The 14,772-nt window shown below is 69.6% G+C and carries 6 protein-coding genes, 1 tRNA gene and 1 rRNA gene; 1 reads left to right on the top strand and 7 read right to left on the bottom strand.

What is annotated here, in order from left to right; translation table 11 throughout:
* Positions 1–78 precede the first annotated feature (78 nt).
* The 4 genes from ACWC94_RS21265 to ACWC94_RS21250 all read right to left on the bottom strand — a co-directional run bounded on the left by ACWC94_RS21265 (position 79) and on the right by ACWC94_RS21250 (position 10,505).
* Complete coding sequence (locus tag ACWC94_RS21265; RefSeq protein ID WP_450798361.1) at positions 79–924, bottom strand: helix-turn-helix domain-containing protein; 846 nt, start codon at positions 922–924, stop codon at positions 79–81.
* 279 nt (positions 925–1,203) lie between these two features.
* Positions 1,204–3,939, bottom strand: a complete 2,736-nt coding sequence (locus ACWC94_RS21260) for a DNA translocase FtsK (RefSeq protein ID WP_450798359.1) — start codon at positions 3,937–3,939, stop codon at positions 1,204–1,206.
* 124 nt (positions 3,940–4,063) lie between these two features.
* On the bottom strand, positions 4,064–4,744 hold the full coding sequence (locus ACWC94_RS21255) for a response regulator (protein WP_351245186.1): 681 nt from the start codon (positions 4,742–4,744) through the stop codon (positions 4,064–4,066).
* Positions 4,745–5,042: 298 nt separating this feature from the next.
* A complete protein-coding gene (locus ACWC94_RS21250) occupies positions 5,043–10,505 on the bottom strand; it encodes a HAMP domain-containing protein (RefSeq protein WP_450798356.1) in 5,463 nt (1,820 codons plus the stop codon).
* A 427-nt stretch (positions 10,506–10,932) separates the two neighbouring features.
* Between ACWC94_RS21250 and ACWC94_RS21245 the strand changes: the two genes are divergently transcribed.
* Positions 10,933–13,692 (top strand): SpoIIE family protein phosphatase, encoded by a 2,760-nt coding sequence (locus ACWC94_RS21245; RefSeq protein ID WP_450798354.1) that lies wholly within the window; start codon positions 10,933–10,935, stop codon positions 13,690–13,692.
* Between the two features lie 51 nt (positions 13,693–13,743).
* Here ACWC94_RS21245 and ACWC94_RS21240 read toward each other — a convergent pair.
* The 3 genes from ACWC94_RS21240 to rrf all read right to left on the bottom strand — a co-directional run.
* Positions 13,744–13,816, bottom strand: a tRNA-Thr gene (locus ACWC94_RS21240).
* A gap of 85 nt (positions 13,817–13,901) precedes the next feature.
* The gene (locus ACWC94_RS21235; protein ID WP_450798547.1) at positions 13,902–14,564 is read right to left on the bottom strand and encodes a DegT/DnrJ/EryC1/StrS family aminotransferase; all 663 of its coding nucleotides are present in this window, start codon (positions 14,562–14,564) and stop codon (positions 13,902–13,904) included.
* 115 nt (positions 14,565–14,679) lie between these two features.
* Positions 14,680–14,772: ribosomal RNA gene (gene rrf, locus ACWC94_RS21230) — 5S ribosomal RNA — on the bottom strand; the annotation flags it as partial.

Here is a 14,772-nt window from a genome sequence, read left to right as displayed (position 1 = left end):
GTCTCACTGACAGCCCATGTCGACGGGGTTGGCCGATCTTGGCCAACCCCGTCACACACGCTGTTCCCGAAGGGCCGCCTAGCCCGCGACGGGGTCGCCCTTGGTGTAGGTCAGGCGTTCCACAGCGCCCGGCTGGAAATTGTCGTCGATCTTCTTGCCGTTGACGTACAGCTCGATCGCGCCGGCGTCACCGAGGATCAGGTTGATCTTCGAGCCGTCCTGGAAGGTCTTGGACTGGCCCTTCTTCAGCAGTCCGTCGAAGAGCATCCGGCCGTTGTGGTCCTTGGCCGAGATCCAGCTGCGTCCGTTGGGTGCGCTGACCTGGACGGTCACCTTGTCCTGGGGCGCGGCGGCGATGGCGCTGTCGGAGGGCTCGGTGCTCGGCGCCGCGGGCTTGTCCTTCTTCGGCGTGGGCGAGGCGGACCTGCTCGCGGCGGGTGTACCGCTGCCCTGGGCGACCTGCGACTTCGCGTCGTTTCCGGAGCCGCCGCCGCTGACCGCGGTGAAACCGACGAAACCGATCACGACGACGATCGCGGCCACCATGGCCGCCGTCCAGTTCGGGCCGCGCCGCTCGGGCCGGATGCGCTCCGCCTCGAACAGGGGTGCGGCCGGGGTGGGCGCGGGACGGCCGCCGTGCTCGGCGTCGTACTGGGCGATCAGGGTGGCGGGATCGAGTCGGACGGCCCTGGCCAGCGTACGGATGTGCCCGCGGGCGTACACGTCGCCGCCGCACGGGGCGAAGTCGTCCGCCTCGATGGCGTGCACGATGGCGATACGGACACGAGTGGCGCTGCTGACGTCGTCCACGGTGAGCCCGGCCGCGATCCGCGCCTGCTGCAGGGCACGGCCCACGGAGACACGGGCCTCCCGGGACTCGTCGGGGAACGGACGCTCGTCTTCAGGGGAGTTGCCGATGGACACGGGGGCGCCTTTCGAGCGTGTAGCCACCTGTGCTGGAAGCTCAGTCTAGGGGTGGTACGAAAGGGTGGGGCAACCGGGCGGTGGGACTTTGTACGCCATCGGAACGGCCGGACGCACCGAGGGCTTGACAGGCACATACCCCATGATGGGACTACTACCTGTCCTCTCGCTCAACTGGACGTACGACAAAGGGAAACGGTTGCTCGCCGTTCTCTAACAGGTGGATCACGGCGATCCGGCCACCCGGCGTAGACAGCGTCCGCCGGACGGCCCTTCGCCCTACTCCCCCGATTCCCCTCGGATCACGGCGAGCACACCGTCCAGCTCGTCGGGCTTCACCAGCACGTCGCGCGCCTTGGAGCCCTCGCTCGGTCCCACGATGTTGCGGGACTCCATGAGGTCCATGAGCCGCCCCGCCTTGGCGAAGCCGACCCGCAGCTTGCGCTGGAGCATGGAGGTCGATCCGAACTGGGTGGAGACGACCAGCTCGGCCGCCTGACACAGGAGGTCGAGGTCGTCGCCGATGTCCTCGTCGATCTCCTTCTTCTGCTTGCTGCCGACCGTGACGTCGTCGCGGAAGACGGGCGCCATCTGGTCCTTGCAGTGCTGGACGACGGCCGCGACCTCGGCCTCGGTGACGAACGCGCCCTGCATACGGGTCGGCTTGTTCGCGCCCATCGGCAGGAACAGGCCGTCGCCCTTGCCGATCAGCTTCTCGGCGCCGGGCTGGTCGAGGATGACCCGGGAGTCGGCGAGCGAGGAGGTGGCGAAGGCCAGCCGGGAGGGAACGTTGGCCTTGATGAGACCCGTCACGACGTCCACCGAGGGCCGCTGGGTGGCGAGCACCAGGTGGATGCCGGCCGCGCGCGCGAGCTGGGTGATGCGCACGATGGCGTCCTCGACGTCGCGCGGGGCGACCATCATCAGGTCGGCCAGCTCGTCCACGATCACCAGCAGGTACGGGTACGGCTGCAGCTCCCGTTCGCTGCCCTGAGGCGGCTGGACCTTGCCCTCGCGGACGGCCCGGTTGAAGTCGTCGATGTGCCGGTAGCCGTAGGCCGCGAGGTCGTCGTAGCGCAGGTCCATCTCGCGCACCACCCACTGCAGCGCCTCGGCGGCCCGCTTGGGGTTGGTGATGATCGGCGTGATCAGGTGCGGGATGCCCTCGTAGGCGGTCAGCTCGACGCGCTTGGGGTCGACCAGGATCATCCGGACGTCCTCGGGGGTCGCCCGCATCATGACCGAGGTGATCAGGCAGTTGATGCAGGACGACTTGCCGGAACCGGTGGCACCGGCGACCAGCATGTGCGGCATCTTCGCCAGCGAGTGCATCACGTACCCGCCCTCGACGTCCTTGCCGAAGGCGACCAGCATCGGGTCGTCGTCCTCGGCGGACTCCGCGAGACGCAGCACGTCACCGAGGTTGACCATCTCCCGGTCGGTGTTCGGGATCTCGATGCCCACCGCGGACTTGCCGGGGATGGGGCTGATGATCCGCACGTCGGGGCTGGCGACGGCGTACGCGATGTTCTTGGTCAGCGCGGTGATGCGCTCGACCTTCACGGCGGGGCCGAGCTCGACCTCGTAGCGGGTGACCGTCGGGCCGCGCGTGAAGCCGGTGACGGCGGCGTCGACCTTGAACTCGGTGAAGACCTGGGTGAGCGAGGCGACGACCGCGTCGTTGGCCTCGCTGCGCGCCTTGCCGGGCCCGCCGCGCGTGAGGAGGTCCAGCGACGGCAGCGCGTAGGTGATGTCCCCGGACAGCTGGAGCTGCTCCGCCCGCGGCGGCAGGTCGCGCGGCTCCTCGGGGGCCTTCTTGGTCAGGTCGGGGACGATTCCGGCCTTGGGCTTTCCCTCCTTGGGCCGCGCGGCCGGGACCGGCGAGGGCATGGGTTCCGGCGCCGGCGCGGGCACCGGCGTGGTCTCCTCCCGGTCGCCGACGCTGACGCCCTGGGTGAGGTCGGCGACCAGCGGGGAGGGCGGCATGCCGTGCAGCACCGCGCCGTCGAGCGCCGCGGCGGCCGCCGCGGCCACGTCCACGGCGTCCATCTGGCGCTGCGGATCCGGCTGGGGCACCGCGGAACGCCGGGGGCGGCCGCGGCGCTGCGAGAGGGCCTCCTGCTCGGCGCTGTCCGGGTCGTACGCGCGGGGGGCGGACGAGCGCTTACGGGGGCGCGCGGGCAGCGCCTCGCGCCACTGCTCGTCGTAGCGCGCGTCGTCCTCGGTGAACTCCTGCGCCTCGTGGTCGTGCAGCACGCCCAGGCGCACACCCAGTGCCCGCAGCCGCTGCGGGACGGCGTTGACCGGGGTGGCGGTCACCACGAGCAGACCGAAGACCGTCAGCAGCACCAGCAGGGGTACGGCCAGCATGTCGGTCATGGTGTACGTCAGCGGGGTGGCCGCCGCCCAGCCGATGAGGCCGCCGGCGTCCCTTATGGCCTGCATGCCGTCGCTGCGCGCGGGCGAGCCGCAGGCGATGTGGACCTGGCCGAGCACGCCGATGACGAGCGCCGACAGGCCGATCACGATCCGTCCGTTGGCCTCCGGCTGCTCCGGGTGCCGGATGAACCGTACGGCGATCACCGCGAGCAGGATCGGCACCAGCAGGTCGAGCCGGCCGAAGGCACCGGTGACGAGGATCTCCACGAGATCCCCGACGGGGCCCTTCAGGTCGGCCCAGGTGCCGGCGGCGACGATCAGCGCGATACCGAACAGCAGCAGCGCGATGCCGTCCTTTCGGTGGGCCGGGTCGAGGTTCCTCGCGCCCTGCCCTATGCCGCGGAAGACGGCGCCGACGGTGTGCGCGAGGCCCAGCCAGAGGGCGCGTACGAGTCGGTACACGCCCCCGGTGGGGCTCGGCGCCGGCCTCGGCGCGGCCTTCTTGGCCGGGGCCTTCTTGGCGGGCGCCTTCTTGGCCGGGGCCTTCTTCGCTGCGGCCTTCTTCGCCGGAGCCTTCGCGGGAGCAGCCGCCTTCTTGGCGGGCTGCTTCTTGGCTGCGGAGGGACGTGAGGCCATGGGTGTGAGGTTACCGGGGCAGACGACGGCGGACACGTGTGCCCACAGCTTCACCCGTTCGTGTCGCCCCCGCAGAGGCACGGAACTGACGCACGCTCATGAGTAACCGCCGCCCGGGCGTATGTCAGTTCTGCGCCGGAACCGACGAACCGCCGGTGCCGGCGCCCGGCTCCAGGGCGTCCAGGGCGCGCCGCAACCCGGTGAGCTTCCGCTCCAGATGGGCCGCCGTGGCCACCGCGGCCGCATCCGCCGAGTCGTCGTCCAGCTGCTTGGACAGCGCCTCGGCCTGCTCCTCGACGGCCGCGAGCCGCGCGGACAGCTCGGCCAGCAGCCCGGCGGACTCCTTGCCGCCGACCGCGCCCTTGCCGCCGCCCTCCAACTGCAGCCGCAACAGCGCCGCCTGCTCCCGCAGCTGGCAGTTCTTCATGTACAGCTCGACGAACACCGAGACCTTCGCGCGCAGCACCCACGGGTCGAACGGCTTGGAGATGTAGTCGACCGCACCCGCCGCGTACCCGCGGAAGGTGTGGTGCGGGCCGTGGTTGATCGCCGTGAGGAAGATGATCGGGATGTCCCGGGTCCGCTCGCGCCGCTTGATGTGCGCGGCCGTCTCGAACCCGTCCATGCCCGGCATCTGGACGTCCAGCAGAATGACCGCGAAATCGTCCGTGAGCAGTGCTTTGAGCGCTTCCTCCCCGCTCGATGCCCGCACCAGCGTCTGATCGAGCGCAGAGAGAATGGCCTCCAGCGCCAGCAGATTCTCCGGCCGGTCATCGACCAGGAGGATCTTGGCCTTCTGCACCATGGCCCGCCCTCCTCGCCCCGGCGGTACACCGGGCGCCGCCCCAGGGGACGACTCCCTTTCGCCGCCCGTCCTTGTGCCGGTCATCGTAGCCGCACCCCGCCTGTCGCCACACCCTGTCACCGCGATGTCACTGTGCACGTACCCGAAACGCGGCGGAGGCCAGGATGGTTCCCGGAATCCCGCATTCCCATACGTCTCCCGTCACCCTAAGCCGTCCGTACGCAGTCACCTCACATGGGCAACTCCCGACACCCGCCCAGGGTTCCCCGGCCGTTCACATCCGGGTGTGCCGATCTTGTCACTCCCCGCCCATCCACTGCTGCATCACGGCCAGCAGATGATCCGGGTCGACCGGCTTGGTCACGTAGTCGGAGGCCCCGGACTCGATCGCCTTCTCCCGGTCGCCCTTCATCGCCTTCGCGGTCAGCGCGATGATCGGCAGCCCGGCGAACTGCGGCATCCTGCGGATCGCCGTGGTCGTCGCGTACCCGTCCATCTCCGGCATCATGATGTCCATCAGCACGACCGCCACGTCGTCGTGCTGCTCCAGCACCTCGATGCCCTCGCGGCCGTTCTCGGCGTACAGCACCGAAAGACCGTGCTGTTCCAGGACGCTGGTCAGCGCGAACACGTTGCGGATGTCGTCGTCGACGATCAGGACCTTCTCGCCGCCGAACCGTACCCCGTGCGCGGACTGCGCCGCGCTCTCCGGCTCCGGGGCCGCCAACCGGTGCTCGGTCCGCTGCTCGTCCTGCGGCAGACCCCGCCGCCGGCGCCGGAAGAGCGCCGCGGGACCGTTCTGCGTCTCGCGGTACGACTTCACCTCGGCCGGGGTCTCGATCTCCACGGCGGACAGCTCCAAGGACTGCTGTGCCTCGGAGGCGAGCAGCTCGCCGGCCTCCAGCGCGGGCACGGACTGCTGGTAGCCCTGCGGCGGCAGTTCACTCGGGTGCAGCGGCAGGTACAGCGTGAACGTCGAGCCGCGGCCCGGTTCGCTCTGCGCGTGGATCTCACCGCCGAGCAGCTGGGCGATCTCCCGGGAGATGGACAGGCCGAGGCCGGTACCGCCGTACTTGCGGCTGGTCGTGCCGTCCGCCTGTTTGAACGCCTCGAAGATCACCCGCATCTTGCTGGCCGCGATACCGATGCCGGTGTCCGTCACCGAGAACGCGATCAGGGGTGCGTCCGCAATGGTCAGCGAGCCGGCCTCCAGCAACTGCTCCCGGATACCCACCGGCACATCCGCGCCGGCCGGCCTGATCACCAGTTCCACCGACCCGGAGTCGGTGAACTTCACCGCGTTCGACAGCAGGTTGCGCAGCACCTGCAGCAGCCGCTGCTCGTCGGTGTGCAGGGTCGCCGGCAGCTCCGGGGAGACCCGTACGGACAGATCCAGGCCCTTCTCCGCGGTCAGCGGCCGGAAAGTGGCCTCCACGTAGTCCACGAGCTGTACGAGCGCGATACGCGTCGGCGAGACGTCCATCTTGCCCGCCTCGACCTTCGACAGGTCGAGGATGTCGTTGATCAGCTGCAGCAGATCCGAGCCCGCACCGTGGATGGTCTCGGCGAACTCCACCTGCTTGGGCGAGAGGTTGCCCTCGGCGTTGTCGGCGAGCAACTTCGCCAGGATCAGCAGCGAGTTGAGCGGCGTACGCAGCTCGTGCGACATGTTGGCGAGGAACTCGCTCTTGTAGCGCATCGACACCGCGAGCTGCTCGGCGCGCTCCTCCAGGACCTGCCGGGCCTCCTCGATCTCGGTGTTCTTCACCTCGATGTCGCGGTTCTGCCGGGCCAGCAGCTCGGCCTTCTCCTCCAGTTCGGCGTTGGAGGCCTGCAGCGCCTTCTGCCGGTTCTCCAGCTCGGCCGACCGCTCGCGCAGTTGCTCCGTCAACTCCTGCGACTGCTTCAGCAGCTGCTCGGTCTTGGTGTTGACCGAGATGGTGTTGACGCTCGTAGCGATCATCTCGGCGATCTGGTTGAGGAAGTCCTTCTGGATCTGCGTGAACGGCGTGAAGGAGGCCAGCTCGATCACACCGAGCACCGTGCCCTCGAACAGCACGGGCAGCACGATCACCTGCGCCGGCGGGGCCTCGCCGAGCCCCGAGGAGATCTTCAGATACCCGCTGGGCGCGTTCTCGACCAGGATCGTGCGCTTCTCCTGCGCGGCCGTGCCGACCAGCGCCTCACCCGGCCGGAACGACGTCGGCATGGAGCCCATCGAGTAGCCGTACGAGCCGAGCATGCGCAGCTCGTACCGGTCCTCGGCCTCCCCGCTCAGCTCCTGGCCCTCCATGAGGGACATCGCCACGAAGAACGCGCCGTGCTGGGCGGAGACCACCGGCGTCAGCTCGCTCATGATCAGTGAGGCGACGTCCTCCAGGTCCCGGCGTCCCTGCATCAGCGCGGAGATACGGGCGAGGTTGCCCTTGAGCCAGTCCTGCTCCTCGTTCGCGATCGTCGTGTCGCGCAGGTTGGCGATCATCTTGTTGATGTAGTCCTGCAGTTCCTGGATCTCGCCGGAGGCGTCGACGTCGATCTTCAGGTTCAGGTCGCCGCGGGTCACCGCGGTCGCCACGCGCGCGATGGCACGCACCTGCCGGGTCAGGTTCCCGGCCATCTCGTTCACGGACTCGGTGAGGTCCCGCCAGGTCCCGTCGACGTCACGCACGCGTGCCTGACCGCCGAGCTGTCCTTCCGTGCCCACCTCGCGGGCCACGCGCGTGACCTCCTCCGCGAAGCTGGACAGCTGGTCGACCATCGTGTTGATCGTCGTCTTCAGCTCGAGGATCTCGCCGCGGGCGTCAATGTCGATCTTCTTCGTCAGGTCACCCTTGGCGATGGCCGTGGTGACCATGGCGATGTTGCGCACCTGACCGGTGAGGTTGGACGCCATCTGGTTCACGGACTCGGTGAGGTCCTTCCAGGTGCCGGCCACACCCGGCACGTGCGCCTGGCCGCCCAGGATGCCGTCCGTGCCCACCTCGCGGGCCACCTTGGTGACCTGGTCGGCGAACGAGCTCAGCGTCTTCACCATCGTGTTGATGGTGTCGGCGAGCTGCGCGACCTCACCGCGCGCCTCGATGGTGACCTGACGCGTCAGGTCACCGTTGGCGACGGCCGCGGCCACCTGCGAGATGTTGCGCACCTGCATGGTCAGGTTGTTGGCCATCAGGTTGACGTTGTTGCTGAGGTCCTTCCAGATGCCGGTGACGCCCGGCACGTGCGCCTGGCCGCCCAGGATGCCCTCGGTGCCCACCTCGCGGGCCACCCGGGTCACCTGCTCGGCGAAGCTGGACAGCTGATCAACCATCGTGTTGACCGTCGTGACGAGCTCAAGGATCTCGCCCTTCGCGTCAACAGTGATCTTCTTCGACAGGTCACCCTTGGCGACCGCGGTCGTGACCTCGGCGATGTTGCGCACCTGGATCGTCAGGTTGTTCGCCATGAAGTTCACGGACTGCGTGAGGTCCTTCCAGGTGCCGGAGACCCCCTGCACCTCGGCCTGACCGCCGAGGATGCCCTCCGTACCCACCTCACGGGCCACCCGCGTGACCTCCTGGGCGAACGACGACAGCTGGTCCACCATCGTGTTCAGCGTGTTCTTCAGCTCCAGGATCTCCCCGCGCGCGTCCACGGTGATCTTCTGGGAGAGGTCACCACGGGCCACCGCGGTGGCGACCTGCGCGATGTTGCGCACCTGGGCCGTCAGGTTGCCGGCCATGCCGTTCACCGAGTCGGTCAGGTCGCGCCACACACCGGCGACACCGGGCACCTGCGCCTGACCGCCGAGGCGGCCCTCCGTACCCACGTCACGCGCCACCCGCGTCACCTGGTCGGCGAAGGCGGACAGCTGATCAACCATCGTGTTGATCGTGTTCTTCAGCTCGAGGATCTCGCCGCGCGCGTCGACGTCGATCTTCTGCGACAGGTCACCGCGCGCCACGGCCGTCGTCACCTGGGCGATCTGCCGCACCTGGGAGGTCAGGTTGCCGGCCATGAAGTTGACGGAGTCCGTCAGCTCCTTCCACGTGCCGGACACGCCGTCCACCCGGGCCTGACCGCCCAGCCGGCCCTCCGTACCCACGTCCCTGGCCATCCGCGTGACCTGGTCGGCGAAGCTCGACAGCTGGTCCACCATCGTGTTCACGGTGTTCTTCAGCTGGAGCATCTCGCCGGAGACGTCCACGGTGACCTTCTGGGACAGATCGCCGTTGGCCACCGCCGTGGTCACCTGCGCGATGTTGCGCACCTGCCCGGTGAGGTTGCGGAACGCGGTGTTGACGGAGTCGGTCAGATCCTTCCAGGCGCCGGCCGCGCCCGGCACCTGCGCCTGACCGCCCAGCTCACCCTCGACACCGATCTCCCGGGCGACCCGGGTCACCTCGGCACCGAACGCCGACAGCTGGTCCACCATCCCGTTGACGGTGTTCTTGAGCTCCAGCATCTCGCCGGCCACGTCGACCGTGACCTTCTGCGACAGATCGCCGCTGGCCACAGCCGTCGTCACGGTGGCGATGTCCCGCACCTGCGTGGTCAGGTTCCGGAAGACCGTGTTGACCGAGTCCGTCAGGTCCTTCCACGTACCGGCCGCGCCCGGCACGTTCGCCTGACCACCCAGCCGGCCCTCCTCGCCGACCTCGTCCGCGACGCGCGTGACCTCGTCCGCGAAGATCCGCAGCGTCTCGGTCATCTGGTTGATCGTCTCGGCGAGCTGCGCCACCTCGCCGCGCGCCGGCACCGTCACCTTCCGCGACAGATCACCGTTGGCCACAGCGGTCGTGACCTGCGAGATCCCACGGACCTGCGCGGTCAGGTTGCCCGCCATCGTGTTGACGGAGTCGGTCAGCTCCTTCCACACACCGGCCACACCCGGCACCTGCGCCTGCCCCCCGAGGATGCCCTCGGTGCCCACCTCGCGGGCCACGCGCGTGACCTCCGAGGAGAAGGACGACAGCTGCTCCACCATCGTGTTGACGGTGTTCTTCAGCTCCAGCATCTCGCCCGCGACATGGACGGTGACCTTGCGTGACAGGTCACCGCGCGCGACGGCCGTCGTCACCAGCGCGATGTCGCGCACCTGCGCGGTCAGCCGATTGGCCATGGTGTTGACGGACTCGGTCAGGTCCTTCCAGGAACCCGACATACCGCGCAGCTGGGCCTGACCGCCGAGCTTGCCCTCGGTACCGACCTCGCTGGCCACGCGCGTGACCTCGTCCGTGAACGTCGACAACTGGTCGACCAGGTTGTTGACCGTACGGCCGACCTTCAGGAACTCACCGCGCAGCGGATGCCCCGTACCGTCGTCCGGTGCCTGCGTCCGCAGCTCCATCCGCGGCGAAAGATCACCCTCGGCCACGGCCGTGAGCACCCGGCCGACCTCCGAGACCGGCCAGACGAGATCGTCCACCAGCGCGTTGGAAGCGTCGATCGCGGACGCCCAGGAGCCCTCACAGGCCCCCGTCTCCAGCCGTTCCGTGAGTTTTCCCTCACGGCCCACCATGCGCCGCACCCGGGACAGCTCACCGGTCAGATGCAGATTCCGGTCGGCCACCTCGTTGAAGACGGCCGCGATCTCCGACATCACACCGTCGCCGGAGACGGTGAGCCGCTTGCGGAAGTTCCCGTCACGCATCGAGACGAGAGCCACCAACAGCCGGTTCAGGGCAGCCGTGTCCACTTCGGTGGTGCCGCCGCGCCTGCCCAGGGACGGTCCGCCTTTCGCGCGCGTCTTCGTGCCACGCGTCGCCGCGCCAGACTCCACTGTGTCCCTCCCGGAGGGGTAGACCGTCACTGCTGTGCTCGGCCGCTTCGGCCCGGCGCGCCGGTCGTCGGCGTGCCGGTCACCTCTGCGTACCTCTTACTGCTGCGTATCTGTTACTGCTGCGTATTTCTGCCAGACGAGATCCGGCCACACCAGGGGCTGCTGCCCGCCGTACACGGAACACACGCAGCCCGACCCAGACCTTCATCACAAGCCTGCCCAGTGTTTCACCCTGCCCGAACCAGGCCATAACAGTTCGGCAGCTTCGCACATCGTCCGCACACCCTGGGGGGTAAACACCGGCGACCGGCACCCGCTCGGACGGCGAAGGTAAGTAACCTTGCATGCGGCTGTCCAGCCGCACCGGTCCGACCGGCCTGGGCGGTGGCACGAGAACGAGCGGGCATCGGAGGGGCGGCCGCAGACCATGACCACCGGAGTCATCCCCGGGGGACAGCCCCCGGAGCCACAGCCGACGGGCGCGCCGATGCCGCAGCAGCGGAGCGAGCCGGCCGGCCACGCAGCCCTGCACGTAGACAACCGGCCGAGGAGTTCTGTGATCACCGCGCGCGCGGCCGCCACCTTCGAGCCCGTCGGGCGATCGGTCGCGACCGCCCGGTCCTTCGTCCGCGACACCCTGCAGGGCTGGGGCTTCGCCGACATCGTCGACGACGCCGTCGTCCTCACCAGCGAGCTCGTGACGAACGCCGTCGTACACGCGGGCACGCACGCGGACGTCCTGTGCCTGCGCACCGAGGACGGCGTACGCATCGAGGTCTCCGACCGCTATCCCGAGCGCGAGGTCCCCCTCCAGAACAGCGCCGCCACGATGGGCAGCCCCGACCGCGAGGGCGGCCGAGGCCTCCAGCTGTGCGCGGCCCTGGCCACCCGCTGGGGCGTCGACTACACCCCCACCCACAAGAACGTCTGGTTCCAGCTCAACCTGCCCGAACGCGTGGTCGGCACCCGCACCGCCGGCCCGTCCCTCCCCGCCGACCTGCTGCCGCTGGCCGACGGCCGGGTCCGCGTCGCCGTCGTCCAGGTCGACCGCAAGGGCTCCGTCACCTCCTGGAACGAGGACGCCGAGGACCTCTTCGGCCATGCCGCCGCCGAGGTCGTCGGCAGGCCCCTCACCGAACTCGCGGCCTGGCCGCACACCCCGGGCACCAGCACCGGCGTGGCCGAGGCCCTCCAACTCTCCCGCTGGGAGGGCAGCTACGGCATCCGCGGCGCCGACGGCCGCGTGGCCCCGGTCTACGCCTCCCACCTCCGGGTCCGCGACACGGGCGGCGAACCCTCCACCGTCTGCCTCCTGGTCCGCGACCACGAACGCGCCGTCCTGCAGAGCCCGCCGCGCGTCCCGGCCGGCGACCAGAGCCAGACCTCCGACGGCCAGAACACCGACCCCTTCGAGGTGTTCATCGGCTCCCCCGCCCCGGACGACCTCGACGGCCTGCTGCAGCGCACGGTGGAGCGCGCCCGCGACATGCTCGACGGGGACTCCGCGTTCCTGCTGCTGGCCACCGACGACGAGACCGAGCTGGAGGTGCGCGCCTCCACCGGCCTGCCCTCCGCCCGACAGCGCTTCGCGCGCGTGCCCGTCGAGGCCGGCCCCGGCCGCTACGGCTCCGCACGCATGCCGGCCGTCCACGACGACCTCACGGCCGTCCCCGGCGCCGTCCCACTGCTGAACGGCACCGGCATGCGCTCGGTCGTCACGGTCCCGCTGAAGGTCGAGGGCCGCCTGACCGGCTCCCTCGGCGTCGCCGCCGAGGCACCCGGCCGGTACTCCAACGAGGAGGCACTGCGCCTGCAGTTCGCCGCCGACCGCATCGCCCTGGCCGTCGAGTCGGCCCGCCTGGGCGAGCTGGAGCGGCTGCGCCGCGGCTCCCTGAGCTTCCTGGTCGAGGCCTCCGACCTGCTGGCCGGCACCCTGGACCGCGACCAGACGCTCGCCCTGATGGCCCAGATGACGGTCCCCACCCTGGCCACCTGGTGTGCCGTCTACACGATCGCCGACCAGGCCTCGGAACCGTACCTGTCGTACGTCCTGCACGAGGACGAGGAACTGATCGACGGCATCAAGTCGTTGCTTTCGAAGATCGCGCCGCCGGACCCGGTACCGACGCCGGGCGCCCGTGTCTGGACGACCCCCGCCGAGGTCGCCCACCAGGCCGCACTGCGCAGCTCCATGCGCAGCCTCGGCCTGGCCGGTGGACCCACGCACCAGATCTCCGCGGGCATCGGCCCGACCCTCGCCACGGCCTCCGCGGTGGGCGGTGAGACGGTCGTGCTCCCGCTCGTCGCCCGCAACCGCGTCATCGGCATGCTGGTCCTCGGCAAGCCCACCGACGAACACTTCCGCCAGGAGATCCTGGAACTGGCCGAGGACCTCTCCCGCCGGGCCGCCCTCGCCCTGGACAACGCCCGTCTCTACTCGGAGCGCACGGCCATCAGCCAGGCCCTCCAGCGCAGCCTGCTCCCACCGGGTACACCGCACATCGACGGCGTCGAGGTCGAGGTCATCTACCGCGCGGCCGGCGAGGGCAACGAGGTCGGCGGTGACTTCTACGACCTTTTCCCGATCGGCAACGGCGCCTACGGCTTCGCCATCGGCGACGTGTGCGGTACGGGCCCGAACGCGGCGGCGGTCACGGGCCTCGCCCGGCACGCCCTGCGCCTGCTGGCCCGCGAGGGCCTGAGCGGCCCCGCGGTCCTGCAGCGCCTGAACTCCGCGATCCTCGACGAGGGCGACCGCAGCCGCTTCCTGACCCTCCTGTACGGCGAGATGCGCCCGCAGGAGGACGGCAGCGCCGAGCTGAAGGTGGTCTGCGCCGGCCACCCGCTCCCGCTGCGCCTGCGCCAGGACGGCACGGTCACGGCGGCCGCCGAGCCGCAGCCCCTGCTGGGCGTGATCGAGGATCTGGAGCTGCACGAGGAGACGGTCACCCTCGACCCCGGTGACGTGCTGCTCTGTGTCACCGACGGCGTCACCGAACGCCGTGAGGGGGCACGCATGCTGGGCGACGACGGCCTCGCCGATGTCCTCACGACCTGCACGGGTCTCACGGCGGGCGCGGTCGCGGCACGCATCATGCGCGCGGTGGAACGCTTCGCGTCGGACGCCCCGTCGGACGACATGGCGATCCTGGCGATGCGCGTCCCGGGAATCCACAAGGAGGCCTGAGCAGAGGGCATGAAAAAGACCCCGCCCGGAAGGGCGGGGTCTTTTTCATTGAGCCCCCAAACGGAATCGAACCGTTGACCTTCTCCTTACCATGGAGACGCTCTGCCGACTGAGCTATAGGGGCCTGTCGTTGTGGAGGTTTCCCTCGCGGCGACGAAGAAACTGTACCCCGAGCAGGCCCGAGTTCCCAAATGCGTTCGGGTGCCCGCTCAGAAGGCGGGCTGGAGCAGGCCCCCCAGGGCGTTGCAGGCGGACACGATCCGCTGCATCTCCCGCTTGGTGAGGGAGGCGTCGACGGGCAGCGTCAGTGTCTCGTCGGCGGCCAGCTCGGTCTCCGGCAGGGACACGCACCGACGGAACTCCGGCAGCCGGTGCACGGGTGTCTTGACCGGCACCCGGCACTCAACTCCCTTGGCGCGCAAGGCCAGCGCGAAGGCGTCCCGGTCCGGCCGGCCGTTCCCCGGCACCCGCACGACGTACTGCTGATAGGTGTGCCCGTCCCCACCGTCCGGCGTCCGCACACCCTTCAACTTGGCATCGAGATACGCCGCTCTCTCCCTGCGCTGCGCTATCTCGTCGTACGGCGCCTCGGACTCGCCCTGCTCTAGCACCAGCAGCCCCTGCCGCTGCCCGATCGCGTGCAACCGCCCCAGGTCGGCCCCCCGCCCGAAGCGGTGTACGACAACGACGGCGGCGGTACGGGGAGTTGCCGCTGCCTCGACAGCGCCGGGGTCGAGGCAGTACGTCACCGGGTCTATGTCGGCGAACACCGGGAGGGCACCGGCCAGGGTCACCGCCTCGGCGACCTCGACGTTCCCGAAGGCCGGCACGACGACTTCGTCTCCGACTCCGACACCGGCGGCCCTGAGCATTGCAGCAGTTCCCATGTGCTGGATGCTGGGGGCGCGACGTGAACGACACGTTAAGGAAAACATAAAAAGGTCGGACCCCGAACCGAAGTTCAGGATCCGACCTTTTTGAAAGATTGTTCGGCGGTGTCCTACTCTCCCACAGGGTCCCCCCTGCAGTACCATCGGCGCTGTGAGGCTTAGCTTCCGGGTTCGGAATGTAACCGGGCGT

This window comes from Streptomyces sp. NPDC001135, assembly GCF_053598395.1.
The sequence above is the reverse complement of the archived record's forward strand: the minus strand, read 5'-3'. Positions and strand labels throughout refer to the sequence as shown.

Coding starts and splice junctions, on each gene's coding strand:
- ACWC94_RS21260 (WP_450798359.1), bottom strand. CDS start 3,939: ATGGCCTCACGTCCCTCCGCAGCCAAGAAGCAGCCCGCCAAGAAGGCG.
- ACWC94_RS21235 (WP_450798547.1), bottom strand. CDS start 14,564: ATGCTCAGGGCCGCCGGTGTCGGAGTCGGAGACGAAGTCGTCGTGCCG.
- ACWC94_RS21245 (WP_450798354.1), top strand. CDS start 10,933: ATGACCACCGGAGTCATCCCCGGGGGACAGCCCCCGGAGCCACAGCCG.
- ACWC94_RS21255 (WP_351245186.1), bottom strand. CDS start 4,744: ATGGTGCAGAAGGCCAAGATCCTCCTGGTCGATGACCGGCCGGAGAAT.